This is a genomic window from Paenibacillus sp. KACC 21273 (assembly GCF_028736095.1).
Classification (GTDB): Bacteria; Bacillota; Bacilli; order Paenibacillales; family Paenibacillaceae; genus Saccharibacillus; species Saccharibacillus kyungheensis.
In genome coordinates, this window is sequence record NZ_CP117876.1 from 3,343,916 (window position 1) to 3,370,433 (window position 26,518).

23 protein-coding genes are annotated in these 26,518 nt (G+C 36.4%); 8 read left to right on the plus strand and 15 right to left on the minus strand.

The window, feature by feature from the left end:
• Nucleotides 1-1,074 (plus strand): D-alanine--D-alanine ligase family protein, encoded by a 1,074-nt coding sequence (locus tag PQ460_RS14525; RefSeq protein ID WP_274170274.1) that lies wholly within the window; start codon nt 1-3, stop codon nt 1,072-1,074.
• On the opposite strand, the gene PQ460_RS14530 is transcribed toward PQ460_RS14525, so the two are convergent.
• The 4 genes from PQ460_RS14530 to PQ460_RS14545 form a co-directional block, all read right to left on the minus strand.
• Nucleotides 1,069-2,742: a hypothetical protein gene (locus PQ460_RS14530; RefSeq protein ID WP_274170275.1), complete on the minus strand. Its 1,674-nt coding sequence runs from the start codon at nt 2,740-2,742 to the stop codon at nt 1,069-1,071. The genes PQ460_RS14525 and PQ460_RS14530 overlap by 6 nt on opposite strands.
• Entirely contained in the window at nt 2,735-4,360 is a 1,626-nt protein-coding gene (locus PQ460_RS14535) for an ATP-binding protein (RefSeq protein WP_274170276.1), read from the minus strand. Before PQ460_RS14535 ends, PQ460_RS14530 begins: the two co-directional genes overlap by 8 nt.
• Nucleotides 4,361-4,583: 223 nt before the next feature.
• Entirely contained in the window at nt 4,584-5,267 is a 684-nt protein-coding gene (locus tag PQ460_RS14540; RefSeq protein ID WP_274170277.1) for an HAD family hydrolase, read from the minus strand.
• A 224-nt stretch (nt 5,268-5,491) separates the two neighbouring features.
• On the minus strand, nt 5,492-6,007 hold the full coding sequence (locus tag PQ460_RS14545) for a DUF3939 domain-containing protein (RefSeq protein ID WP_273615841.1): 516 nt from the start codon (nt 6,005-6,007) through the stop codon (nt 5,492-5,494).
• Nucleotides 6,008-6,311: 304 nt separating this feature from the next.
• Here PQ460_RS14545 and PQ460_RS14550 point away from each other — a divergent pair, with 304 nt between their 5' ends.
• From PQ460_RS14550 to PQ460_RS14560, 3 genes are all read left to right on the plus strand, one after another.
• Nucleotides 6,312-7,295: a YpdA family putative bacillithiol disulfide reductase gene (locus PQ460_RS14550; protein WP_274172943.1), complete on the plus strand. Its 984-nt coding sequence runs from the start codon at nt 6,312-6,314 to the stop codon at nt 7,293-7,295.
• 114 nt (nt 7,296-7,409) lie between these two features.
• Nucleotides 7,410-7,862, plus strand: coding sequence for a DUF441 domain-containing protein (locus PQ460_RS14555; protein ID WP_443147161.1), 453 nt, complete (start codon nt 7,410-7,412; stop codon nt 7,860-7,862).
• A 139-nt stretch (nt 7,863-8,001) separates the two neighbouring features.
• Nucleotides 8,002-8,508: an ADP-heptose synthase gene (locus tag PQ460_RS14560; protein WP_204824496.1), complete on the plus strand. Its 507-nt coding sequence runs from the start codon at nt 8,002-8,004 to the stop codon at nt 8,506-8,508.
• A gap of 115 nt (nt 8,509-8,623) precedes the next feature.
• Here the strand turns inward: PQ460_RS14560 and PQ460_RS14565 are convergent, their stop codons facing one another.
• Nucleotides 8,624-8,923, minus strand: coding sequence for a HesB/YadR/YfhF family protein (locus PQ460_RS14565; protein ID WP_274170278.1), 300 nt, complete (start codon nt 8,921-8,923; stop codon nt 8,624-8,626).
• A 520-nt stretch (nt 8,924-9,443) separates the two neighbouring features.
• Between PQ460_RS14565 and PQ460_RS14570 the strand changes: the two genes are divergently transcribed.
• Both PQ460_RS14570 and PQ460_RS14575 read left to right on the plus strand, forming a co-directional pair.
• Nucleotides 9,444-11,189: an ABC transporter ATP-binding protein gene (locus PQ460_RS14570; protein ID WP_273615838.1), complete on the plus strand. Its 1,746-nt coding sequence runs from the start codon at nt 9,444-9,446 to the stop codon at nt 11,187-11,189.
• Nucleotides 11,190-11,198: 9 nt separating this feature from the next.
• Entirely contained in the window at nt 11,199-13,334 is a 2,136-nt protein-coding gene (locus tag PQ460_RS14575; RefSeq protein WP_274170279.1) for an ABC transporter ATP-binding protein, read from the plus strand.
• A 75-nt stretch (nt 13,335-13,409) separates the two neighbouring features.
• Here the strand turns inward: PQ460_RS14575 and PQ460_RS14580 are convergent, their stop codons facing one another.
• On the minus strand, nt 13,410-14,681 hold the full coding sequence (locus PQ460_RS14580) for a methyl-accepting chemotaxis protein (protein WP_274170280.1): 1,272 nt from the start codon (nt 14,679-14,681) through the stop codon (nt 13,410-13,412).
• 342 nt (nt 14,682-15,023) lie between these two features.
• Between PQ460_RS14580 and PQ460_RS14585 the strand changes: the two genes are divergently transcribed.
• Nucleotides 15,024-16,190 (plus strand): AI-2E family transporter, encoded by a 1,167-nt coding sequence (locus PQ460_RS14585; protein ID WP_273615835.1) that lies wholly within the window; start codon nt 15,024-15,026, stop codon nt 16,188-16,190.
• Between the two features lie 142 nt (nt 16,191-16,332).
• Here PQ460_RS14585 and PQ460_RS14590 read toward each other — a convergent pair whose 3' ends face one another.
• From PQ460_RS14590 to PQ460_RS14605, 4 genes are all read right to left on the minus strand, one after another.
• A complete protein-coding gene (locus tag PQ460_RS14590) occupies nt 16,333-17,262 on the minus strand; it encodes an S-layer homology domain-containing protein (RefSeq protein WP_274170281.1) in 930 nt (309 codons plus the stop codon).
• 115 nt (nt 17,263-17,377) lie between these two features.
• Nucleotides 17,378-19,087 carry an arginine--tRNA ligase gene (gene argS / locus PQ460_RS14595; protein ID WP_274170282.1) on the minus strand — a complete coding sequence of 570 codons (1,710 nt, stop codon included), beginning with the start codon at nt 19,085-19,087 and terminating at the stop codon, nt 17,378-17,380.
• A 582-nt stretch (nt 19,088-19,669) separates the two neighbouring features.
• The gene (locus PQ460_RS14600) at nt 19,670-20,008 is read right to left on the minus strand and encodes a four-helix bundle copper-binding protein (protein ID WP_274172944.1); all 339 of its coding nucleotides are present in this window, start codon (nt 20,006-20,008) and stop codon (nt 19,670-19,672) included.
• A gap of 79 nt (nt 20,009-20,087) precedes the next feature.
• The gene (locus PQ460_RS14605) at nt 20,088-21,113 is read right to left on the minus strand and encodes a CobW family GTP-binding protein (RefSeq protein ID WP_274170283.1); all 1,026 of its coding nucleotides are present in this window, start codon (nt 21,111-21,113) and stop codon (nt 20,088-20,090) included.
• 149 nt (nt 21,114-21,262) lie between these two features.
• Between PQ460_RS14605 and PQ460_RS14610 the strand changes: the two genes are divergently transcribed.
• Nucleotides 21,263-21,775 (plus strand): MogA/MoaB family molybdenum cofactor biosynthesis protein, encoded by a 513-nt coding sequence (locus PQ460_RS14610; RefSeq protein WP_273615831.1) that lies wholly within the window; start codon nt 21,263-21,265, stop codon nt 21,773-21,775.
• Nucleotides 21,776-21,974: 199 nt separating this feature from the next.
• Here PQ460_RS14610 and PQ460_RS14615 read toward each other — a convergent pair whose 3' ends face one another.
• The 5 genes from PQ460_RS14615 to PQ460_RS14635 form a co-directional block, all read right to left on the minus strand.
• Complete coding sequence (locus tag PQ460_RS14615) at nt 21,975-22,973, minus strand: acrylyl-CoA reductase family protein (RefSeq protein WP_274170284.1); 999 nt, start codon at nt 22,971-22,973, stop codon at nt 21,975-21,977.
• A 157-nt stretch (nt 22,974-23,130) separates the two neighbouring features.
• Entirely contained in the window at nt 23,131-24,585 is a 1,455-nt protein-coding gene (locus tag PQ460_RS14620; protein WP_274170285.1) for a nicotinate phosphoribosyltransferase, read from the minus strand.
• 91 nt (nt 24,586-24,676) lie between these two features.
• On the minus strand, nt 24,677-25,219 hold the full coding sequence (locus tag PQ460_RS14625; protein ID WP_274170286.1) for a cysteine hydrolase family protein: 543 nt from the start codon (nt 25,217-25,219) through the stop codon (nt 24,677-24,679).
• 48 nt (nt 25,220-25,267) lie between these two features.
• On the minus strand, nt 25,268-26,041 hold the full coding sequence (locus PQ460_RS14630) for an NUDIX domain-containing protein (protein WP_204824509.1): 774 nt from the start codon (nt 26,039-26,041) through the stop codon (nt 25,268-25,270).
• Between the two features lie 71 nt (nt 26,042-26,112).
• The gene (locus PQ460_RS14635) at nt 26,113-26,511 is read right to left on the minus strand and encodes a PaaI family thioesterase (protein ID WP_273615827.1); all 399 of its coding nucleotides are present in this window, start codon (nt 26,509-26,511) and stop codon (nt 26,113-26,115) included.
• Nucleotides 26,512-26,518: the final 7 nt, after the last annotated feature.

Sequence of the window (26,518 nt, forward strand, 5' to 3'; positions counted from 1 at the left end):
ATGAATGAAGTTGAAAAGTATATTGAAAAATTGTTAGAACAATCAAAACTTGTACAAAAAGATTATGATATTATTCTTTTGACAAATACTCGTTCTAAAACAAGAGCAATAAATAATCAATCCATAAATTATTCAGAAAATAATGAATTTTTCTCAGATCAAGAGTATGCAGAAATATTAAAAGGAATACAATCTTCAGGTTATTATGTTGAATCTTTTTTTAATGAGTTTGAATTTATCACCAAAACATTAGCAGAATCCTATTATAAAAATAGTAAAATTATTTATAATTTAACTAGACATGGAAATCATATAGGAAAAAAATCATTGATTCCTTCTTTTTGTGATTTATTGTCTATACCGTATACAGGTTCTAACGCTTTAGTAACATCTTTCTGTCGATCTAAGTACATGTACACTAAATACTTGTCTAGTCATGAAATAAATACTCCTAGAAGTTGGATCTATAATAGTGATGGCAGTTGGTTAAATAATCAAGAACCTCCTCATGGAACACAAATTCTAATTAAACCTATGCACGAATCTGCAAGTATTGGACTCGATTCATCCTCTATTCAAATATACGATAAAAATTATAAGTTTAATTTTCAAAAAGATATAAAAAACTCTATTTTAATTCAAGAATTTATTGATGGATTTGAATGTGAAGTTCCACTGCTTATTAGTGATAAAGTGTATACTTTAGAACCAGTAGGAATTTCAATAGAAGGTAAAATGAATTTAGAATCTAGAATTTTAACATCTGATTATTCTAATAATAATAACTATGGATTTTATGCACTAGAAGATAAATTTGAATCTAATATAGTTGACAAAATAAGAACCATTTCAAATTTAGTTGCAAATCTTGTAGGTTTAGAAAATTACGGAAGAATTGATTTTAGGATTACAAATAGTGGAGTACCTTATTTGATTGATATTGCAAGTTCTCCATATACAACTGAACATAGTTCTTTCGATTTTGCATTTAAAAAAATAGGTTTTAAAAATAAAGATATTTATAGTTCTATCATTAACATAGTAGCTAATAATATTGAGAACAAGTTCTTATAAAGAAGAAAATTGGAGATCCGAAAATAAAAATAATCTTGAATAGAATTGCGAACCAATATCTTCTTTTTCAGAATTATTTAAACACCAATCATCAAGTTGAACTGGTTCTAAACATATTCTTTGTTTTATAAGTTGCTTTAGAACATTATTTCTATGATATATTTTTTTGGCATTCTTTTTGTGAAATTCAGGAAATATATTTATTAACTTTTCAATATATAACTCGGCTTCTGACCAATTTTCTTGAACAATGTTTAAAGCCACATATATATTATTAATATAATAATCATAAAAACTATCTTGATTATCTAAAAGTATATTCTTTTTAAGAACGTATAATAAATTATGACACGTTGAATATTCTTTCTTAATAATATATAAATTTATTAAATTTATATACATGATAGCGTCTTTCTCGCTAGGTATGTCAGAAATCTCATTTTTAAATTTTTTAATAGTAATATCTAGTTTTTCCGAATCAAGAAATTTACTTCCTCTAAAAGTCACCAAAAATTCTGCTAAAAATAAATTATTGTAGATTTTTTGATGTGCAGGGAAAGTAATATAATCATATGTCTTAATTAGATTCAAACAAGCTTGCAAATGCGATATACTCTTATCATACTCTCCTAAAACTAATAAAATGCCTGAATAATTACAAAGCGAAAAATAATATTGAGTATAATCTTCAATTCTTTGAAAATACTCTACACTATCTTCAACATGAGTTTTAGAAAGTAATATAGTTTCAAATATAAAAGATTTTCTATTTATAATTTGGTTCATATAATTGTATAATTCTATCTCAGAATTTTCATTAACAAATTGTCTTAATTCATGTGCGATTTTTTCACTATTATCATAATCACTTAACTTATTTGAATACGTAGAAAATAATACGAAAGCGCATTGAGACCACTGTTCTTTTTCATTATTTTTTAAATATTCTAAGGAAAAAGAAATTTGTTTAACAGAATTCTCAACATTTTTTGTATCCATATTTAACATTAATGATACTAATAATCTTATTCTTAATACTTCAGAGTTGAATAAAATAGAACCATTTAATATTGTATTTAATATATCATGCGATTTTTTATACTCTTCTTTGATATATAACTCATATGCTAATTTTAAATTTAGAAAGTTTTTAAATTGTTTTTGCGTCTCATATTTAGAATCTTTATCTACTATCTCTTTTAATTTTGAAAATATATATTCACAGTCAGCAATATTATTACTTCTTTCCAAATTTCGAAAATAAGCCAATGTAAGTAACCCAATTATTTCATTGGATTTTTGTTTTTTTGTATCTGCTAATGATAAATGAAATGCCCTATTGAGGTATTTATCAGGTCTATTTTTTTGTAAATATTCTGCGTATTTACTATGCAATGTTAATTTTTTATCTTCTAATTGTTGATAAAACAATTTTTTCATAAGTTCGTTTGAAAATGAAAATTCATTGCTTTTTTGTAAGAAAAATCTCTCACATGAAAGTTCAAGAAATTCATCAATATCAGCTATTTCTGAACATAAGTACTTTATTTCTTTACTTTCAAAATCTTCACTTAAAATAGACAATATTTGCAATATTTTTGAAAATTCTTTCTGTTTCTCCCCAAATGCTTCTAATCTAAGTTCCAGTAATTTAGTCATATCAAACATTAACAAATTGTCTTAATTCATGTGCGATTTTTTCACTATTATCATAATCACTTAACTTATTTGAATACGTAGAAAATAATACGAAAGCGCATTGAGACCACTGTTCTTTTTCATTATTTTTTAAATATTCTAAGGAAAAAGAAATTTGTTTAACAGAATTCTCAACATTTTTTGTATCCATATTTAACATTAATGATACTAATAATCTTATTCTTAATACTTCAGAGTTGAATAAAATAGAACCATTTAATATTGTATTTAATATATCATGCGATTTTTTATACTCTTCTTTGATATATAACTCATATGCTAATTTTAAATTTAGAAAGTTTTTAAATTGTTTTTGCGTCTCATATTTAGAATCTTTATCTACTATCTCTTTTAATTTTGAAAATATATATTCACAGTCAGCAATATTATTACTTCTTTCCAAATTTCGAAAATAAGCCAATGTAAGTAACCCAATTATTTCATTGGATTTTTGTTTTTTTGTATCTGCTAATGATAAATGAAATGCCCTATTGAGGTATTTATCAGGTCTATTTTTTTGTAAATATTCTGCGTATTTACTATGCAATGTTAATTTTTTATCTTCTAATTGTTGATAAAACAATTTTTTCATAAGTTCGTTTGAAAATGAAAATTCATTGCTTTTTTGTAAGAAAAATCTCTCACATGAAAGTTCAAGAAATTCATCAATATCAGCTATTTCTGAACATAAGTACTTTATTTCTTTACTTTCAAAATCTTCACTTAAAATAGACAATATTTGCAATATTTTTGAAAATTCTTTCTGTTTCTCCCCAAATGCTTCTAATCTAAGTTCCAGTAATTTAGTCATATCAAACATTGTAGTATCAGTGGCAAAATCAGTAGGCTTAGATAGATAATACCCTTCAATTAAAAACTTTAGAAAATGCATATTTCCACCAGTCGCAGACATAATACGTGATAACTCGTCTAATTCAAAATTAATATCTTTATAACCCATTAAATTTAAAATTTCCGGTATATCATCTGTATTAGGAAGCTTTAGATTTAGTTTCAATAAATCACTATATAATATTTTAGAAGTATAATTTTCTTTATTTGTATCAGTAATCAGTATAATTTTCAAATTTTTATTTCTGGCTAATTTAGCAAAACTGTTTCTCAAAGACATTAGAAATCCTTGAGAAGCAGAATCCCAGTAATGAAAGTTATCTGCAACGATAACAATATTAGAAGTAGTTAGTTTTTTTAATTTATTTACAAAAAAATTTATTTTAGGATCAAACTCTTGACGTATTTTAAAAGTACTACTTAATCCCGCACTAATTATTTTTGGAATAATACCAGTTATATTGAAACTTATTCCAGTATTTTCTAACATTGGTGCTATGACTTCTTTTGCAAAAGCAATAGTAGAAAAAGAATCTGTCAACTCCGATTTTCCTTCTATATAATACACAGTCCAATCTTCGTATTTTTTTATATTATTAATCGACTGTTTAATTAAATATGTTTTTCCGGATCCAACTTCTCCATATAAATGTAATACTTTATTTTGATCTGATAAAAGAGAATCTTCAATTTTAATTTGAATTTTTTTTTGATTTTTTGATAATGATTCTGTCATCATTTCCTCCAAATAATTCATAGTTATTAGGTGTTTATTTCAACTTTAATATTCTAATCCATTTAATTGTAAAATAAGGGGCAAACTAACAAACAAGTAAGCCTATAGTATCACATCTTTTTTTCAAAAAATAGCAGTTTCTTCATTGAACGACAAAAAAAGACCTTAATAATAAGGTCTTTGGTTTCATTTTCAAATCAAAATCATGTCTACTCTCCTAATACTACTTCTTAAACCCCTGCCAAATATCCTCCAACTCATTCAACTCCTCAATTATATACCAGGGTTCTACACCCAACTTCTTATCCCACTCAAAACTTCGACGTAGGAAAATGCCGCGCATGCCTGATTGGGAGGCTCCCCAGATATCGTTGGTAGGATGATCGCCGACAAATATTGTTTCTTCTCCGGTTGTGCCTAATTTCTCTAATATCATCTCGTAAATCTTCGGATCTGGCTTTTTGATGCCTGCTTCACCTGAAGTCAAAATGACATCAAAGTAAGATTCCAATCCCAAATGCTTTACTTTGCCATATTGTATTTCATGTGCTCCATTGGTTAACATGCCTAACTTATACCCTTGATCCCGACATGCTTGAATAGCTTCTAATGCATGATTCATTAGACGGGCTTCTTTCATATAATGCTCTGTATAATAAGCAAATAACTCATCTACAGTAGGCTTGTCTGTCCAGGGTAGGAGTTCAACTAATTCTTCAAAAAATCCACGTTTAGGACGATACCCATCGGCATCAGCAATACGCATATACCCTAGTATATCTCTCGCTTTCTCTTCATTGATATGACCTAAATAATGATTAATCAACTTTTGCGAAAAGGCTCGAAACGTATAATCTCGATCCATCAATGTATTATCCAAATCAAAAATAACTGCACTAATCTTCATATTCTATCCACTCCTACAAGTAAATTATGTATAGATTCTGCTAAAAGTATATCAAATCTTGTCTGGCTTCGCTTTTGCCTATCGTAGAATATCTATCAAAATAGCAAACAACACAGCAAAAAACCCGCACATTGCTAAGCGGGTTTTATTAAGTATACAGCTTGCAGAGAATAATCTCTCTTTGGTCTGTGAATGTTCAACTTTATGATAACTTATAAGCCATTTTACAATAATACGTAAGAATGATCTTCCTGTGCTTTGACATCAGGTAATGCCACAGGTTGACGATGGGTAACCATCATTTCTTGATCGGTCATATACAATTTAAATTCAGGAATCTCATGTAAATAATGCTGTTGATACAACATACGGCAATCCACTTCAAAATACACAGAATCTTCTACAATCGGTAATTTTCCAGTCTCATTCATATAATCATCGACAGCAAGCTGTACACGATCCAAATGATATGGAATAGACTGTTCTTCTTCTGCAAAAATTTCAAATGTCTCACGTGATAAATAGAACTTCTGATCGCTCACTCCGCCTAAATAACGAGCAATTCGTGGCAGATCGAGACTTCCATCTTCTTTCATCAACACCGTGCGATTAATACCGTTATCCATTTCGCGTTCAAATTGCAATACGGCACACCGCAACTCATCTAATGTGACATGAACAGATGGTAACTTATTGACGTCTTCTTTGTCTTTTCTTCTAAATAGTCCAAGTACAGACATATCGGTCTCTCCTCCCTCAAGCTGGGATTATTAAGCGATCGAGTGCGAAAACGTTTTCAGATACGTGTAAAGAAAGTTGCTAACTTTTTTGTGCTTACTATCATTGTACCTCATTTAACATAGATTGATTCATCTTTTTACAAATTTGTGCGTTTTGAGTGGTAAATTGTGTCTATGTGCCTAAGCAAGCTAGAATTTTATAACATATTAAGGTAGGATAAATATGGTTCTATTTTAATAACGATCTGAACGGATAAGATCGTCTATAGAGAAAAGAGATTATGGAAGGAGCTAGACCACTGTGATAGAAGATGTAATTATTATCGGTGCGGGACCTTGCGGATTATCTGCTGCAATCGAATGCACACGTCTAGGCATGAAGACATTATTAATCGAAAAGTATAATATGGTGCATTCTATTTATTTGTACCCCACAAATATGCAATTTTTTAGTACAGCTGAGTTATTAGAGATCGGGGATTTGCCATTTTCAACTCCTTATGACAAGCCTTTCCGCCATGAAGCTTTAGCTTATTATCGTCGTGCAGCAGGTCATTATGATCTGCGTGTTCAACCTTATACAGAAGCGCTTGAGGTACAGCCACTACAAGACGGTACATTCGCAATTCAGACCACCAATCGTCATGGTGAAGACAAAACTTATACGGCACGCAAAGTGATTCTGGCAACAGGTTATTTTGATCATCCTAACTACTTGGGTATCCCGGGCGAAGAATTGGATAAAGTCACTCACTATTTCCGCGAAGCTCATCCTTATGCAGGTATGAAAGTAACCGTAATCGGAGGCAGTAACTCTGCTGTCGATGCTGCACTTGAAATTGTACGTGTAGGGGCTCATGTCGATATGGTCTATCGTGGTAGTGATCTTTCGCAAAATATCAAATCCTGGGTACGCCCTGTATTTGAAGGTCAGGTACTCAAAGGCAATGTGACTCTTCATCTCAATTCTAAAGTAACCGAGATCACTCCATCTCAAGTTATTATTACGCAAAATGATGGGGAAACAGCGACGATCGAAAATGATTTTGTACTTGCGATGACAGGCTTCCATCCTGATCGTAAATTACTCACTTCTGCTGGTATTGAAATGAGTGATGACATGGATAAGCCGAAGTTCGATCTGGAAACGATGGAATCGAATATTCCAGGGCTCTATGTAGCAGGTGTTATTGCTTCTGGTCGTAATGCCAATGAAGTATTTATCGAAACCGGTCGTCGTCATGGTAACAAAATTGCTAACCATATTCATAAGCAAATGGCTCATTAATCATTGTAGAATCCATACAGATCAATTACATGTAGTTGATTACCTGTAAAAAGTGTCCGCTTAGGCGGGCATTTTGCTATGTAAAGATATCATGAAAGGAGTGATCTTATCAAAATGGCTACGATTGATACACCGGCAATAATTTTGTTAGTGCTTGTCGCTCTTGGGATTATCGGCAACAACTCTACCGTTACGATTGCAATGCTTGTGTTATTGCTTATTCGTGTATTAGGCTGGCATCAAGCATTTCCGTGGTTGCAGAAATATGGGTTAACAATCGGGATTATTATTTTGACAATTGGTGTGATGACTCCACTCGCAAGTGGCAAAATTTCACTAGATACGATCCTTTCTTCTTTTTTAAGTTGGAAATCACTTGCCGCGATAGGGATTGGTTTGTTTGTCGCTTACTTGGGCGGACGAGGAACCATATTAATGACTAATCAACCTACAGTGGTGGCTGGATTATTGATCGGAACACTGATCGGTGTCGCTTTTTTCAAAGGTGTTCCTGTTGGGCCATTGATTGCAGCAGGTCTACTCTCTTTATTAATAGGCAAATCCTAGCTACTATTCTATACGAGAACAAACTCTATTCAACGATTGTGCTTATCCGATAGGCTTAGGTGTGGTATACTTTCTAAATATGAATCGATGATAAAATGCTTATATTGAATGTGTTAGCATCATCCAGGAGGATACACCTATGTCTCAAACTTTTGTTATTGAAGCGGTTATGATCGCGATCTATGGTCAACTGCTTGATCCGGAAAAACCGGTAGAATATATTGTGCCATACACAAGTATTATGGAATTATACGAATTTGCTGAAAGTACTGAACCTCTGATGAATGAAGACAACGAGAATCAGTATGTCAAAACAAGAATTCAGCAATTGATTGCTTATTTCGAAGAACCACTCAACAAAAAGAAAATTCAACGTTCACTGAATGTTCCCTGGGCTCAAAGTTCAGCCATTTTACTCAGTGAAAAAGTACAATTGAAAATCATCAATGCCATGGATAATGCTCATTATGGTGAATCGTTTGATCCGATTGAGACAGAGATGATTCTTTCTGCTCTAAAAAAAGAAGTGCCTATGTTAACTGATCAATTTGAAATGATTCATCGGATTATTGAAGCCAAAATCCCTGTTCAAGTGTATGATATTGAAGATTTCTCTTTTGCTCTTGAAGGAACACCTACCGTATAATGCATTTCATTATGTATAAATAAAAAAGAAAAAAGCTTCTTCCCTATTCGAGGGAGAAGCTTTTTTGCTAATGTATTCACTAAATCATATACAATACATACTAAATTACATTTTATTACTGCGGTTCCGGCATATACGCATACCGAATATCGTCTTCATGTTCAATGTATTCTACATTCAATTGATATCCGTTGATATACCACAAATCTTGGTCTTCCATATAAAAATGGATATTTTCCACATCCTGCGTTAATGCCGGACTCACTGGCGGTTCAACAGAAATCCCTAATGAGAATCCTGGATGGATTTCACTATTACTGCTGTATCGTGCATAAAAGCGAACAGCATCGCCCTCAGCTAGACTCAATTCTTTTTTATACCAGCGTGCGGCTTCATCAGATACGGCTATACTCATGATTTATACCACCTCTCTTTTTTTACCTTTACCCTATTCTCTACCCTATTATAACATGATCTACCTATTGCTTTTTGGATCATTTCATCGCATTAAAATATCTACACCTTAAAAAAATATGAAGATTTTATGAATTTTACGTTGACAATGCAAAAATTGCAATGATACAATCAACAGCAGACAGGTACTAATTTAGAAGTTATTACCATCTGCATACTACATTTGAGAAGAAAGGGTGAATCTCCATGCATAAAATGATGAACGTACATATTGACGCTTATATTCCCGTAGTTTTATCACAATTAAATATCGGAGCACCCCAGCAGATGGAATTCTTCAAGTAGATTGTGTACTTTAAATCACACTTGATCTTTATCCACAATGATACCTATTTGTCATATGGCGGTTGCTCAGCAATCGCGCTATATGATGTCCATACAAGACACGTCGTTTGCGTTTGCAGACGACGTGTCTTTTTATGTGGATTTTGACCAGTGTTCGAAAGAAAGGTAGTGATGATATGTTTGCAGTTTTCAAAAATTTAGGCTGGTTTTTCAGTCGTGAACGAAAGCGGTACTTGATCGGTGTTATTTTATTGATCATTGCCGGCGTGCTTGAATTAGCGCCTCCTAAGCTGTTAGGAAGTGCGATTGATGAAATTTCAGGGGGAACGATTACTGTCTCTTCATTGGTGTATTATATTTCAGTCACGTTAGTTATTTTGGTTGTTATTTATGGAATTACGTATGTGTGGATGCACAGTCTATTCGGTGGATCAAATCTAGTAGAGCGTCTTCTACGGACTCGATTTATGGCTCATCTACTGCGTATGACTCCACCCTTTTTTGAACGGAACCGTACAGGTGATTTGATGGCTCGCGCTACCAATGATCTACGTTCTGTTTCTATGACGGTTGGATTCGGAATGCTTACTCTTACCGATTCCACATTCTTTTTATTAACGATATTGTTAGCGATGGGATTTGTGATCAGCTGGAAATTAACGATCGCTGCGATTCTCCCTCTTCCCTTTATTGCTCTTGCTATGGCGATTTACGGAAAAGTTGTACATGAACGCTATACCCTGGCACAAGATGCTTTCGGGGATATGAATGATCAGGTACTTGAATCAGTCGCAGGTGTACGTGTTATCCGTGCCTATGTACAAGAACGTTTTGATGAGAATCGTTTTGAAAAGATTACCGATGATGTCTATCGCAAAAACTTACGCGTCGTTATGGTCGATGCGCTGTTTGAACCGACGATCCGACTATTTGTTGGACTCAGTTATATTATTGCACTCGGTTATGGAATCTATCTGGTATTTCATAATGAGTTAACACTTGGCGATCTTGTATCGTTTAACTTGTATCTAGGAATGATGATCTGGCCGATGTTTGCAATTGGTGAATTGATCAATTTGATGCAACGTGGTAGCGCTTCGCTAGATCGTGTGAACGAAGTTCTCTATGTCAAACCAGATGTCGAAGATATCGCTCAACCGGTTCATGTGCCATCGCTTCATAAGATTGAATTTAAAGATGTCACTTTCCGTTATCCCACTTCTACAGTGGATAATCTAGAGCATCTGAATCTACAGATTCGAGCCGGGGAAACGCTAGGCGTAGTCGGTAGAACAGGTAGTGGTAAGTCTACTCTACTCAAACAACTACTCTATGAATATCCTACAGGAACAGGTGAACTTGAAATTGGTGGTGTATCTATCCACGATATCGCCAAAGACCAATTGCATGGATGGATCGGTTATGTTCCGCAAGAACAGATCTTATTCTCGCGCAGTGTGCGTGAAAATATTCGCTTCGGCAAATCGGATGCATCCGATGATGAAGTATTGAATGCGATCCATACAGCAGCATTTGACAAAGATTTGCATACACTTTCTGATGGTCTAGATACGATTGTCGGTGAACGCGGTGTGGCTTTGTCCGGTGGTCAGAAGCAGCGTGTATCTCTAGCACGTGCATTTATCGCTGAACCAGAAGTATTGATTTTAGATGATGCTTTATCTGCTGTTGATGCTCGTACCGAAACTAGAATTATCGAGAATATTCGTACCAAACGTGCGGGTAAAACAACTCTAATCGCAACTCATCGCCTATCAGCGGTAGAACATGCAGATCATATCGTAGTACTCGATCGCGGTAAAATTATTGAAGAAGGAACTCATGCTGAATTGCTACAGTCGGATGGCTGGTATCGTGAGCAATATGAACGTCAGCAACTGGCAGATTCCTTAGAGGGGTAGGTGTCTTTATTGGAGACTCAAGATTATAACGAGCAACCCACAACGAAGCTCGATAACAAAACAATTACCAAAAGGCTTTATCAATATGCATTACGTTCGAAAAAAACATTTATTATCGCGTTGATTATGTTAGCGATCGGTGTAGGGGCTGAGCTTGCCGGCCCTTTTATCGCTAAAAATATTATTGATAATCATTTATTTGCAATTGAACAACCTTTTTATCAGACTTCTTCTAGTAAGAATGCTGTCTTGTATAACGGTAACTATTATAAACGCGAAGGATTCTGGACAACAGGCGAAACCAAAGGCGCACAGGCTCATGTGATCCAAAGTGGGACGAGCTTTTATTTTATCGAAGGTGCTGTTGAATCGACCAAAGGAGAACGCACGTACAGTAATGGTGTCTTAACGATTCAAAATAACCAAAGTACAGCGCAGTATCCAGCGGTGCCGTTAACAGCCAACAAATTATTTTCATTTTACCAACCAGAGCTACCGGGTATTTATAAGCTGATTGGCTGGTACTTTGTATTCTTGCTTATTACAATCATTATGGAATTCGGGAAAACCTACTGGTTGCAATCGTCAGCTAACAAAGTTATTCAGCAATTACGCTTAGACTTATATGCTCATATTCAGCGATTGCCAATTCCTTTTTTTGATAATCTGCCAGCAGGTAAAGTCGTATCACGTATTACCAATGATACGGAAGCGGTCAAAGATTTATTTGTCGCAGTACTGGCTAACTTCAGCTCAGGAATTGTATATATGATCGGTGTCTATATTGCACTGTTTTTACTAGACTTCCGACTGGGTCTGATCTGTTTGTTTGTTGTTCCATTGCTTGTTTTGTGGATTGTGTTATACCGCAAAGTTGCAACCAAATACAACACTATTATCCGTTCTAGACTTAGTGAGATTAACGCTATTATCAATGAATCGATTCAAGGAATGTCGATTATTCGTGTATTCCGTAAGCAACGTCAGACTCAAGAAGAATTTGAAAATCTAAACAACGATTATCTGTTTTATCAGAATAAAATGTTAAATCTAAATGCTTTTACTTCGCATAATCTAGTCAATGTATTGCGTAGTCTTACATTTGCTATTGTATTATGGTACTTCGGTGCTTCTGCACTGGGCGGAGTTGAAGGTGTCATTTCACTAGGGGTACTATATGCGTTTGTCGATGTATTGGGAAGATTGTTCCAACCGGTTACAGGTATGGTCAATCAACTAGCAGCACTCGATCTTTCTATGGTATCCGCAGGACGGGTATTTGAATTAATGGACGAAAAAGGCGAGCCAGTAACCGATGGTGGAATGCCTCGTTACAAAGGTAATGTCGAATTTAAAGATGTGACTTTTGCTTATAAAAAAGATCCTGTTCTCAAGCATATCACCTTTGAAGCGAAGCAAGGACAGACAGTCGCTCTGGTGGGTCATACAGGTTCTGGTAAAAGTTCTATCATTAATCTACTGTTCCGCTTCTATGATCCACAACAAGGCACGATTACGATTGATGGACAAGATGTACAACAGTTGCCCAAACAATGGTTACGTCAGCATATGGGCATCGTATTGCAAGATCCTTACCTATTTACAGGAACGATTGCTTCTAACGTCAATTTGGAAAATGAACAGATTTCACGCGAACGCATCGAACAAGCTTTACGTGATGTCGGTGCCGAGCAGATTTTGTCTGATCTTCCTAAAGGCTATGATGAACCTGTTATGGAAAAAGGAAGCACATTGTCGGCCGGACAACGTCAATTGATTTCGTTTGCTAGAGCACTTGCTTTTGATCCAGCGATTCTTATTCTGGACGAAGCTACAGCCAATATTGATACTGAGACCGAAGCTTTGATTCAATCGGCTTTGGATGTCTTGAAAAAAGGTCGTACGACTTTTATTATTGCTCACCGCTTATCCACTATCCGTAGTGCAGATCAGATTCTAGTCCTACATCGCGGTGAAATTGTCGAACGTGGTAACCATGATGAATTGATGGAAATCGACGGACGCTATCGCCAGATGTACCGAATGCAAGTTGGTTCTGGTTCTAACGCTATTGCTGATGGTACAGAGTCTGCCAAAGACAAAGAAGTTCCTGTACCTGCTCATCTAATTGGACGCACCACATAATAAACAAAAGAAGGCTATCTTATCCAAATTGACGGATAAGACAGCCTTCTTTTTATTTACTTATTCTCTCAATTTTTACAACGAAAACGCTTTTGTTTTTTCTAATAAACGACTGGTCATCATGCTCAGTTCATCAGACGATGATGAGATTTCTTCCATGATTGCTGTTTCTTCATGAGTAGCCATTGAGATTTGTTTGGCTCCTTCATAAAATTTATCAGCCATTTGACGAATTGTATGCACATTCTGGTATGTTAATTCTACACGGTCAGTTTGTTCAGTGATCGAATGTTCCATTCCTTGAACAGCAGACATAAATTCATAAACTACATTTGCAAATTCAATCAGTGTAGATTCGACTTTATGCGTATTGGATGTTTCATTTTGTACCAGTTCATTTTGATTATGAATCAATTGCACTGTATCATGAATCTGAGATTGGACTGCCATAATCAGACTATGAATTTTTTGCGCAGAATCGTTACTTTGTTCAGCTAATTTACGAATTTCTGTCGCTACTACTGCAAATCCTGCTCCATGCTCCCCTGCATGGGCGGCTTCAATAGAAGCATTTAATGCTAACAAATGAGTCTGTTCGGCTAATTCTTTAACCGTTCCTGTAACAGCACCGATATCGGAAGCTTGATGATCCAGTAGACGTACCGTTTGTTCCGCTTGTGTCTGAGAGTCTGCAAGGGTACTCATACCTGATTTTAACGATGAAAAAATATGCTTGGTTGCTTCTACCGATTGCTCCATATTACTGGACAATGCGCGCATATGCGATGACTTCTCTTTCATTTCTTGAAAAGAACCTAACATCTGCTCTGCCGTCTGAAGTGAAGATTCAGAAGATTCACGTTGCTTACCGACACCATGATAAATATCATCGGCTACTGCTGCCATCGATTCAATCTGGCTAGTCGCTTCTGTGATAGATTGACTTAAATTCTCTGCATTATGCGATGTTGTAGTGGTATTGTTAGAAATATCATTAATAATATCTTTAATATTGGTAACCATTACGCGAAACGCATCGTTAAGCACTTTGATCTCATCTTCTTCACGACGTTCTGGAATATCTACCATCAGATCACCGTCTGATACCCGTTTGGCGGCTTTGGATAAATTAACGATTGGCTTAGTTAAAAATTTAGAAATAACAAATCCTAATATTCCGCTCCATGTAATACCCATAAGCAATATAATAGATACATATAACCAATCACTCATCGCTGTTGCTAAATACGCTTTCAAGTAAAAAATAAAAAAAGCACTTGTTCCATACGTAATAATAGATACGCCGATAAAACTCAACACTAATTTTGAACCTAAAGATAATTTCATGATACACCTCATATATCTAAGATTTGGAGTAGAAATAAATAAGGTCATATACTGGATAATGAGTCAAAAGATGAGCCATACTTTGCTCCTACTTGTATTTACTTTTCTACCACTTGAGTCACTTATTAATTTAAATTTTAGCAAAAAATAAGAGAAATCGGTGTGATAAAAGTCATAGCAAAGTAAATTTTATGAGTCTTTCGACGCAATAATCATTTTTGTGTGTTTTTTCATATCCTTGTATATGTAACTTGCTCTCTTGCTTGTAGCAAGCTATTCTTAACTTAAAGCTTTTTCACTAACCTAATTAGAGCATAACGTCGTCAAAGGGGATGAATCACTATGGAACGAACTCGGCTTTGGAGCGAGCGATTCAAATTATTTTTTCTAAACAATCGGTTTGTTATTTTTTTACTCGTCTTATTGTTAATCTCACTAAATATTTTTCTACTTTCCAAAATACCTTATGTGTTTACTCCTCTGTTTGTTTTGGTCAAAACGGTCATCTTACCGATCGTTTTAAGCGGTATATTATTTTACTTACTAAATCCATTAGTGAATTTTCTGGAAAAACGTAAAGTAAAAAGAATTTATTCCATCATTTTGCTATACCTTCTTATTATCGGTCTGATCGTATTAATTGTTAGTCTTGTGATTCCTGTCATTCAGACACAGATTCGAGAATTAATCCGTAATATTCCTGCCTTTTATGATGGAATTGTAAATCAGATTCAATACTGGTTGGGCGGTGATGTTTCCAAACAAATTCAACATACATTTAGTATCAATCCTAATGATCTGGTACAAAATTTATCGGAAAAAGGTTCTTCGATTATCAATCAGACGTTTACCGGTATCGGTGGGTTTTTGGGAGCATTAACAGAAACGATATTATCTATCGTTACAGTGCCATTTATTTTATTTTACCTATTAAAAGATGGTGCCAAATTACCGGGCTTTATTATGAAATTTGTACCGGTCACTTTACGTAGTCAGACAGGCAAAGTGATGTCTGAAATGAACCACCAAATTAGCTCATATATTCGTGGACAGATTATTGTAAGTCTATGTATAGGGATTCTACTATATATCGGGTATCAGATTATCGGACTTGATTACTCATTAGTGTTAGCCATTGTTGCTTCCTGTACAAGTATTGTTCCTTATTTAGGGCCTGCGATTGCAATCACACCAGCATTGATTGTCGCATTAGTGACTTCGCCATTTATGTTGCTCAAAATGGTGATCGTATGGACGATTGTTCAATTGGTGGAAGGTAAGCTTATCTCGCCACAAATTATGGGTAAATCACTTAAAGTGCATCCTATTACGATTATCTTTGTGATTTTAACAGCTGGTAAATTATTCGGAGTGGTTGGTATTTTGTTAGCTGTTCCTGGATATGCAGTACTCAAAGTAATCGTGACTCATCTATTCGATTGGTTTAAAGTTAGCTCCAATCTATATGAGACCAAAAAAGCAACTGAACCACCTGTTATCAAGCCTTAATGAAATAATGTGTATTGCGATTTTCTTATTACATTAATCCATCAAAAAGACCTGAACCGACTGTCTATGTCAGCACAGTGGGATTCAGGTCTTTTTTGGTATAAAGATTTATTAACGTTGCAGATATACAGGAATTAATATTTTATTTAGCTAGTTCTGGTGTATAACCTGCTGGTATTGTTGTTGTTACTTTGCCTTCTGTAATTACTTGAGGGTTCATTTCACCTGGAGCTGGTTTGGCTGTAGTATAGCTAATCACTGCACGCTTATCATCTGTCAATTTCACATCAGTAATTTTGACCGAGTATCCTGGGTTAGGAAGCTGTACTGTCAATGTTACTGTTTGTTGATCTGCTGTATCTGCAGGTGCAATGCTAAGTTCTGGATCATAACCCATTTGACCACCATCCGTTTCGCCCGGTGTAGGAGTTGTTGTATCATCATTAGCTTTATTGTAGCGATCTACCATTTGTACTGCATGATATACCCACTCTGCTGCTTCCATACGTGTAATATCTTTGGTAGGCATAAATGCTTTACCCATTGTACTACGATCGATCACATTCATATTGACCAAATCTTGAATCGCTGCTGAAGCTGTTTTGCTGATTTTGTCTTGATCGGTAAAGACGACAAACATTTTTGTACTCGGGTACGTTCCTGTAACATTAATCGCTTCATGTAACCATAAAGCAAATTGCTCACGTGTTACTTTTTCTTCAGCATTAAATGTTTCTGGCAATGATAAGTTATTTGCTTTGGCAATAAGCAAAGAATCGGTATACCATGCTTTACGTGCAAGATCATCACCTGGTTCTGTTACATCACCTTTAAGATCAAATGCTTTTACAAGAATTTGAATGGCTTGTGGTTGTGTTAATGTCATATCCGGCTTAAATTGAGTTGAGCTCACTCCGTTAATAACCCCTTTGTCATGTAACGCGTTGACAACTGTTTGATTATCTTTATCTTTTACATCTGTAAACGTAGAAGCTGCACTTGCACTTCCTGCCCCAGCAATTGCCAATGATAATGTTAATACTGCTACTGCTTTTTGTTTATGATTCCACATATATTATATTCCCTCCATTTGAATAGGTCTGTTGCTGAATAATGGTATGTTATTCAACCTTACAATGCCCTAGACGTACAGAAGTAATTATTTGTTGCACCTTTTTGATCTTATCTTACATCTGAGCTGGCGTCTCTATTCCTAATAACGTCATCACTCGTTTTAAATATAATCCGGTTTGTACCGTTAATGCTACACGCTGATTTTTCAATGCTGTAGGGGCATCTACAATACGATCTTTATTATAAAATTGGTTAAATAACTTCGCTATTTCGATAATATATCTAGCTAAAATGGATGGCTCATGTTGAGCAACCGCGCGCTCTAACTGTTGTGTATAGGTAGATAAATGAACCAACAAAGCCCAACTTTCATCACTCCAAGGATGGTTGGATATTTCTTGTTCAACAGCATTAGGGTCTGATGTGACTTTTCTCAAAATACTCTGGATTCTAGCATACGTATATTGAATATAAGGCCCTGTTTCTCCTTCAAACGTTACAGCTTGTTGTAATGAAAAATTGATTTCGTTTTGACGATTATTTTTGAGATCACCGAAAATAATTGCACCAATACCTACTTGTTCAGCTACACGCTCTTTATCCGGTAAATCAGGGCTTTTTTCAGAAATAATTCGACGTGCCTGTTCTACTGCTTCATCCAGTACCTCCTCTAAAAAGACAACTTTTCCTTTACGTGTAGACATTTTTTTGCCATCGACTTTCATTAATCCAAATGATACATGTGTACAATCTTTTGCCCATGTGTAGCCCATTTTGCGAAGTACTTCAAAGACTTGTTTGAAATGAAGAGTCTGCTCTCCGCCAACCACATAGACTAATTGATCCGCACCCATCACTTCTTTGCGGTAAATAGCAGTAGCCAGATCACGTGTAGGATAAATCGTTGTACCGTCTGATTTCAAAATCAAACATGGTGGTAATTGGTGCTCATCCAATCTAACTACCTGCGCTCCATCGCTTTCTACTAACAATCCTTTGCTCTGCAATTGTTCGATCACCGCAGGCATTTTATCATTATAAAAACTTTCTCCCAAAACATAATCAAATTCCACACCTAACCGTTGATACATGGGCTGAAGTGACTCTATACTCACATCTACAAAATACTTCCATAATTCTACCGCTTGAGCATCACCTTGTTCTAATCTGGCAAACCATTCTCTTGCTTCATCTTCTAACTCCGGTGCTTGTAGAACCTCTTCATGAAATTGAATATACACTCTTAACGATTCACGAATCGGATGATGCTTGAGCTGTTCTGGATCGCCCCAGCGTAAGTATGCTGTAATTAATTTACCAAATTGCGTTCCCCAGTCTCCTAAATGATTGACTCTAATAGCTTCATATCCTGCTGCCTCATAGATCCGATGCAAAGCTGCTCCGATTACGGTAGAACGTAAATGCCCTACGCCAAATGGCTTAGCAATATTAGGTGACGACATATCGATCACAATCCGCTGCCCTGCGCCGATCATAAGTTCAGTATTTTGCTTTTCTGCTAAGCTGGATAATAATTGAGCTCCATAATGCTCACGATTCCATTTCAAATTAACATAAGCACCTACAGCGGTAGCTTGCACCCAAGAATCTGGATGATTTTGAATCGCGGCTGTTAATTCAAGCGCAATCGCTTGAGGTGAACGTCTCCATGTTTTGGCAAGTAAGTAACAGGGAAATGCCAGATCACCCATTTCAATCTGTGGTGGAACTTCTAACATATGTATCAATTGTTCTTCAGTAAGCGATGTTAATGGTTGTAGAATCGAAGCGGCTTGGTGTTGGAAAAAAGATGCTAATTTCATCGTTCTAGTCTCCTTTGAATAATATGATGGTACGTTGGTAATACTCAAAAAAACAGCAAAAAAGCACTCATCTTTTAAGTGAATTATCACTTAAGAGACGAGTGCTTATGATTAGCATTCCCGCGGTACCACTCTTTGTACAGTGTATTGATGATCGATCAGGACATACAATCCTATCACATTCATCAACTTTACTGTCACTTGATTACGATAACGGTGTCAGCCGGACTTATCTATACAGGTTCGCAACAGTATCTATGCGGTCGCCCTTTCAATAAGTCATTTCCCGAGTGCGGTTCACCTACGAATGTTTTACCGGCTTTCACTCTCCCGGCTCGCTGCTCAAACAGTGATCGTTATGGCTACTCTCTCGTTCATTAACGATAAATATTAAAGTTAGAATGTATTATACATACCATGTTAGGTTGAAGCAACTTTATTTTTTAAAAAATATGTTCTCTTTTCGTAAAATGCATTCACCGCTAGGCTATCAATAACACTCAAACAAAAAGACCTTCGCAAATATGCAAAGGTCTTTAGCAATAGATATTTATCACAGTCATCTATGTATAAAGTAGTAGATTATGCAGCTACCATTAGGTCTTTACACATTTCTACACAATGACGGCAAGCTTCGATACATTCACGAGAATGTTGATTATCATGCTTAGCACATTCAGCGATACAAGCTTCACATACTTTTGCACATAATTCAGCAATTTCACCTGCAAATTGACTACCTTGACTTAGCGATTGCGCGGTAAAAGAGCAGATTTCTGCACATTCACGAGTAATACGTATACATTCACATAATTTTTCAAGATTATATTCTTTCAAATTAGCTACATACGAAAGGTTACAAGCATTCATAGCCTCGACACAAGCTTCAATATGAGCATGGTATAATTTTTGATTAGTCATCATTAGTATGACCTCCGTTGAGATTGTAATAGTTATATCGAACTATTACCCCGGCTATACTCATATTGAAACTGTGTACTTACGATAATTTAGCAGCTTGCTCTTCTAACGCTAACAACTGTTCCTTTATCTGCCGTTTGTCGAAATGTTCACCGATAAAAACAGCCACATCCGGTACTTCTTTTTGTGGAGTAATCTTCATAAAATCCATTTCGCGATAAGCATACTGGAACAAAAATCGACTTGCAGTGTCGTTAAATGTTAGAATTCCTTTCGCCCGATATACTTCGGTGGGTAAAGACCGAATCACATTCTCAAAATCTTCACTATTGATCTGATGTTCAAAATAATGTGTATACGCCATCACATGACTATGAGAACCATGCATATGCTCTGCATGAACATGATCATGAGTATGGTCATGTTCAGAATGATCGTGCTGATGTTCGTTAGCAGATGAATTAGACTTATTTCTATCCAGTGTTTCTTTGGCATCGACTACCGATGACAGGTCTGTATACAGTGTACTTGGTACTTCACAGCGTACGGTAGTATGGATAGGTGCATACGCATTCCAGCCCCGCAAAATGCTTTCTAATTTGGTAATCGTTTCGGCATCAACACGATCGCTTTTATTCAAAATTAATACAGAAGCACAGCGAATCTGTTCTTGCATAAGACGATACGTTTTACCTTTTTGCTCTTGATACAATTCCCATAGATGAGCAGCATCGACAACGGTAATCAAATTTTTCAATTCCATACGGTTGTATAATGAAGTCTCGGTGACAGCATCTAAAATCTCGATTGGATTCGCTACTCCAGAAGCTTCGATAATAATCACATCAGACTTTTCGGTCTCCATCAGATTGTACAATTCCATGCTTAGATCTGCACGAATCGAACAACAGATACATCCACTCAGTAATTCAGCCATTGCTACATCTTGATCAACCATCATCCCATCCAGATTGACATCGCCGATCTCATTCATAATGACAGCAGGTGTTTTGCCAAGCGCTTTCCATTCTTGAATCATATGTTGAAGCAATGTAGTCTTGCCACTGCCTAGAAATCCAGACAAAATATATACAGGTGTTGTCATTGATATCCTCCTTGTGCCTCTTTCTTTACTTTGTTCATTATTGGTCTACTCTTTTATTATACACTGACCTGGCAAGTGTTCATGCTCAATCATGACCTGTGTTACAATGGCAAAGATGCTTGAATGAGAACAAAGGAGTGAATAATCATATGAGATCAGTGGATGAACATCGCGCAGAAGCACCTAATACTGTACGCTGTATGGTAATTACAGTATCTGATACACGTACGATAGAAACGGATACAGGTGGACAATTATTGCAATCTCTGTTAACTGAACATGGTTATGAGGTTATCGATTATACGATTGTTAAAGATAGTTATGTAGGTATTCGTGAATTGCTTCATGATGCCGCAGAACGTCCGGAAGTCGAAGCTATTTTGTTAACAGGTGGAACAGGTATCGCACCACAAGATGTAACTTTTGAAGCGGTACAAAGTCTTTTAACTAAAGAATTGCCTGGCTTTGGAGAAATTTTCCGCTTTTTGAGTTTTACTGAAGATATTGGTTCGGCTGCGATTATGAGCCGTGCAATTGCAGGTACAATCGGAGGAACCGCTGTGTTCTCTATGCCTGGTTCACGAGGTGCTGTTAAGCTAGCGATGGAACGAATTATTATTCCCGAGTTAGGTCATGTTATGCGAGAAATTTATAAAAAATAATTTTAATAGTTAAAAATGAAAAGTAATTATTATAGAATAGTTATTTTCTTGATAAGAAATGATGCATATCGCTGGTTATACCAATTACAATATGTAGATGAAATTAGCGCAAAAAATATAGCAAAAAGCACACTGTGATTGATAAACAGTGTGCTTTTCTATGTTATTTGTTATCTGATACAGTCACATCAGATGAAAATTAAGATGTTACTTTAATCAACTGACGACCTATTGCTTTGCCTTCCAGAATCGTTTCTAACGCTTGTGGTATCTCTTCCAGCGTATATTCGGTCACTGCCTGATTAATCGCTGTTGTCGGTTTCCAGTCGCTTGCTAGATGATTCCAGACTCGTTGTCTAATCTCTAACGGACAGAACACTGAATCGATACCGATTAGATGCGCTCCACGTAAAATAAACGGAAATACTGAACTTTCAAAATCATTACCTGCGGTCATACCAGATACAGCTACTACGCCGCGATATGTTAATGATTTGAGACGCTCTCCTAGTCCTTTGCCACCTGTAGGATCAATAATACCTGCCCATGTAGATTTGCCTAATGGACCTTTTACAGTCTGCTCTGCTTCTTCTCTAGAAATAATAGAGGTAGCACCTAATGTGGTTAACCATTCTTTTTGCTCTGCTTTGCCACTTGCTGCATAGACTTCATAGCCTAATGCACTTAGTATCGATATTGCGATCGTGCCGACTCCACCGGTAGCTCCTGTGACAAGAATAGGGCCATCTTCAGGTTTCACTCCATGTTGAACCAATGCATCGACAGACATACCCGCTGTAAAACCAGCTGTGCCGATAATCATCGCTTCTTTGGCAGTTAGCCCTTGAGGTAGCTTGATCAACCATTCTGCTGGTACGCGAGCATATTCACTATATCCGCCATAATGACTAACTCCAAGCTTATAGCCTGTACAAAGTACTTGATCTCCTACTTGAAATTGTTCATCAGTAGAATGTACCACTTCTCCTGCCAGATCAATACCCGGTACAAATGGGTACTGCTTGACGATTTTGCCTTCTGCGATACTTGCCAGTCCATCTTTATAATTGACATCTGAATAAGATACTTTAATAGTTACAGATCCTTCTGGTAATTGATCCAACTGTAACGATTGAACCCCGCCTGTAACTTCTTGATCTGTCTTTTCTACAACAAAAGCACGAAATGTCTGTTCCATGTGATTCATCCTTTCTGTATTTCCTTGTTGATTATAATGATTAACGTATAATAAGGCAGCGATAAATTGTACAGTATACGAACAACACTCTCCTATGTATATAACCAAAAAACCTACCCTTAGCAAAAGGCAGGTCTGGCATAGGATTAAATATGAATTACAATTCTTCTTCTGGTAAATATTGCGCAAGTAATTTCTGCTTCATTTCCCAAGCTTTCACACTTACATTTACACGATAAATCTCAGGGTTTAATTTACGCAAATATTCAGGCCAGAATTCATCCAATTGGCTCACATGATAAGCGCGAATCTCTTCTAAATTAGGCATCGTATACACTTGCTTGCCTTCGATAAAAATAGGTTCTAACATCGGAACAGCTTTATAATCTGATACATATTTACGGATATATGGATGTGCCGGGTTAAATAATTTAAGACGCTTGCCTTCGAGCGGATCTTTCTCATCAGGGAAACAGATATAATCAGCGATCGCTTTACCGTTGGTTGGATTAATAATCCGGTATACTTCTTTGGTGCCCGGTGTAGATACTTTTTCAGGATTAGCTGAGATTTTGATCGTTGGTACCATTTCACCATCAATCTCACATTCGACTAATTTGTATACTCCACCTAAAGAAGGTTGATCGGATGCTGTTATCAACTGTGTACCTACGCCCCATGTATCGATACGTGCTCCTTGAGCTTTTAGATCGAGAATCGTATTTTCATCCAGATCATTAGAAGCAACGATTTTGACATACGATAATCCGGCATCGTCTAGCATTTTACGCGCTTGAATCGATAAGTAAGCAAGGTCACCACTATCCAGACGAATAGCGATCATCTTTTTACCACAAGCTTCCAAGTCTTTGGCTGTTTTGATCGCATGTGGAACACCGCTACCTAATGTATCAAAAGTATCGACTAGCAATGTTACTCCGTCTGGCATCGCATTGGCATAACGATCAAACGCTTCTTGTTCATTGCCAAAGCTCTGTACCCATGCATGAGCATGTGTGCCTTTGGTAGGAATCCCAAATCTTGCTCCTGCTAACATATTGGATGTTGCATGAAAGCCTGCGATATAGGCTGCTCTGGCTCCCCAGATCGCCGCATCTGCTTCTTGAGCACGTCTTGTACCAAACTCCAATAGAATATCGTTACCACCCACCTGCTTGATGCGTGAAGCTTTGGTAGCGATTAGGGTCTGATAGTTCATAAAGTTAAGCAAAGCCGTTTCTACCAACTGTGCTTCAATAATCGAACCTTCTACACGAATCAATGGCTCATCTGCAAAAACAACTGCTCCTTCTTTCATCGAAAACAGATTGCCATGAAAACGGAACTGGCGCAATTCTTCTAAAAACTTAGCGTCATAGTTTTCTTCCTGTTCTGCCAGATAAGCAATATCTTCTTCACGAAAACTCAAGTTGGTTATATAATTCACAATCCGTTCCAGACCTGCAAAAACGGCGTAGCCATTACCAAAAGGAAGTTTGCGGAAATAAGCTTCAAATACTGCTTTCTTATGATGTGTACCATTAATCCAATGAGCATACATCATATTGATCTGATACTTATCTGTATGTAAAGCCAGTCCCATTTCATTCATCACCATGTCACCTCTTCATTGTTGATCATGCAAAAGCAACTCTGCTTGCACGTCTTTCTGCTGCACAAGCAGAATTGTGAATCATTGCACATTAATAGCTATCAATAAGCTCTGCACCCATACTTTGTTCAAAATGACTGATTGCCCATACATGACCTTCTGGATTAAAACTTGCGATTGCATCCGTATGGATTACCAATTTGAACCCTTTATTATAAGCATCTACCGCTGTATGCAAAACACAAATATCTGTGCATACTCCAATTAAATGCACTTCTGTAATTCCACGTTCACGTAACTTCAACTCAAGATCAGTACCTGCAAAAGCGCTATATCTAGTCTTGTCCATCCATACGATCTGCTGTTGATGATTCGCATACACTTCACTCAGCCTACCATACAATTCTCGACCTGCTGTACCACGAATATTATGTGGTGGAAAAAGATTGGTTTCTGGATGGTAAGCATCATTAGGCTCATGCATATCAACAGCCATCACTACATAATCAGCGTTATTAACAAATTTCTCGGTCAACTCTACCATACGCTGTTCAATATCTATCGCAGGTTGTCCTACCGGTAAAGCACCATCTACAAAGTCACGAGTATAATCGATTACAATTAGAGCTTTCATAATATACGCCTCCAGATATCGAAATAAAAATAACGATTCAGAATATCTTTACGAATAAATTGAAAGACGTGGTACAAGACCTGTAAAACGATATAATTGTGCAGGTCGCTGAGAATACTGATTAGAACTTAACAAGTTCCCTTCTTCATCGTGAACCTCTTCAATAATACCTTTGCGACTACGAGTTGATGTAATTTTACGAATAAAATTCGGTTCTTCAAAATCAGGCACAACTGCTTTGATCACCTGATACAATTCACTTAATGTAAATTCTGGCGGTAAAAACTTTTTGGCGATGACTGTACTGAGCATCTGTTCTTGAATCCGCATATATGCATCACGAATAATATCATGATGATCAAATCCAAGTTCTAGCTTTTCCAGTGCTTCTTCAATTGTAAATAGACCTACTTCTTCTGCATCGTCAGCCGCCTGCCGTTTCTCTAACACCTGCTCTTCTACTAAAGCAAAAAACGCATGAGAGATAATCCAACCACGAGGATCACGCCCTGGTTCACTATAGACACCGAGATACTCCAGATGGCGACCATCTACTCCTGTTTCTTCTTTGAGCTCACGTTGCGCTGCTTCAAATAACGATTCATCGTCGTGTGAAAATCCACCAGGCAACGCCCATTTCCCGGCAAAAGGCCATGAGCGGCGACGAATCAACATTACTTTCAATTCACGTAAAGGTAATGTTTTGGTAAAAGTCTTCCGCTCTTTTTTAGTCAAAGTAAACATAACAATATCGGCTGGTGCGCCATCGGGCGTACGATACTTTTTGACATCATACGAATGCTGTTTGCTGTTATCCGTCATCGTTATCACCACTGTTCATTTTATCTATTTGATAATATCATTATGAATGATTCTCTCAGATAGGTCAATCTTTATTTGCGAGTTGCTATAAATGTTGCAGTTGAGATAGCTCCTATTGTTCCTTCTGCGTTAGATACTTCTGCTTGCAAAGTCACTGTTCTACCAGCGAGATGAAGTATACGAGCTGTCGCAAACAGTTCGCCTTCTTTCATCGATTCTACAAAATGAGTATTCATATTTGTGGTTACACAAGGTTGTCCATCTTGAATCGCCATCGACAACATCCCCATCACTTGATCCATCATCGACATCTGTACACCACCATGCACAATATGCATATGATTTAAATGTTGAGGTGTCGCTGTAAGCCCTATCGTAATATAATCCTGTTCACTTGCAATAAGACGGCAACCTAGTAGTCCCCAGTATAGTTGTTCGCTTTTTTTTAATATTTCATCCCAATGTGTCAAAAAAATG

Bases quoted from the DNA above. Each gene is read 5' to 3' on its own strand.
- PQ460_RS14525 (WP_274170274.1), top strand. From the start codon at position 1: ATGAATGAAGTTGAAAAGTATATTGAAAAATTGTTAGAACAATCAAAA.
- PQ460_RS14530 (WP_274170275.1), bottom strand. From the start codon at position 2,742: ATGTTTGATATGACTAAATTACTGGAACTTAGATTAGAAGCATTTGGG.
- PQ460_RS14535 (WP_274170276.1), bottom strand. From the start codon at position 4,360: ATGACAGAATCATTATCAAAAAATCAAAAAAAAATTCAAATTAAAATT.
- PQ460_RS14540 (WP_274170277.1), bottom strand. From the start codon at position 5,267: ATGAAGATTAGTGCAGTTATTTTTGATTTGGATAATACATTGATGGAT.
- PQ460_RS14545 (WP_273615841.1), bottom strand. From the start codon at position 6,007: ATGTCTGTACTTGGACTATTTAGAAGAAAAGACAAAGAAGACGTCAAT.
- PQ460_RS14555 (WP_443147161.1), top strand. From the start codon at position 7,410: ATGGCTACGATTGATACACCGGCAATAATTTTGTTAGTGCTTGTCGCT.
- PQ460_RS14560 (WP_204824496.1), top strand. From the start codon at position 8,002: ATGTCTCAAACTTTTGTTATTGAAGCGGTTATGATCGCGATCTATGGT.
- PQ460_RS14565 (WP_274170278.1), bottom strand. From the start codon at position 8,923: ATGAGTATAGCCGTATCTGATGAAGCCGCACGCTGGTATAAAAAAGAA.
- PQ460_RS14570 (WP_273615838.1), top strand. From the start codon at position 9,444: ATGTTTGCAGTTTTCAAAAATTTAGGCTGGTTTTTCAGTCGTGAACGA.
- PQ460_RS14580 (WP_274170280.1), bottom strand. From the start codon at position 14,681: ATGAAATTATCTTTAGGTTCAAAATTAGTGTTGAGTTTTATCGGCGTA.
- PQ460_RS14585 (WP_273615835.1), top strand. From the start codon at position 15,024: ATGGAACGAACTCGGCTTTGGAGCGAGCGATTCAAATTATTTTTTCTA.
- PQ460_RS14590 (WP_274170281.1), bottom strand. From the start codon at position 17,262: ATGTGGAATCATAAACAAAAAGCAGTAGCAGTATTAACATTATCATTG.
- argS (WP_274170282.1), bottom strand. From the start codon at position 19,087: ATGAAATTAGCATCTTTTTTCCAACACCAAGCCGCTTCGATTCTACAA.
- PQ460_RS14600 (WP_274172944.1), bottom strand. From the start codon at position 20,008: ATGACTAATCAAAAATTATACCATGCTCATATTGAAGCTTGTGTCGAG.
- PQ460_RS14605 (WP_274170283.1), bottom strand. From the start codon at position 21,113: ATGACAACACCTGTATATATTTTGTCTGGATTTCTAGGCAGTGGCAAG.
- PQ460_RS14610 (WP_273615831.1), top strand. From the start codon at position 21,263: ATGAGATCAGTGGATGAACATCGCGCAGAAGCACCTAATACTGTACGC.
- PQ460_RS14615 (WP_274170284.1), bottom strand. From the start codon at position 22,973: ATGGAACAGACATTTCGTGCTTTTGTTGTAGAAAAGACAGATCAAGAA.
- PQ460_RS14620 (WP_274170285.1), bottom strand. From the start codon at position 24,585: ATGAATGAAATGGGACTGGCTTTACATACAGATAAGTATCAGATCAAT.
- PQ460_RS14625 (WP_274170286.1), bottom strand. From the start codon at position 25,219: ATGAAAGCTCTAATTGTAATCGATTATACTCGTGACTTTGTAGATGGT.
- PQ460_RS14630 (WP_204824509.1), bottom strand. From the start codon at position 26,041: ATGACGGATAACAGCAAACAGCATTCGTATGATGTCAAAAAGTATCGT.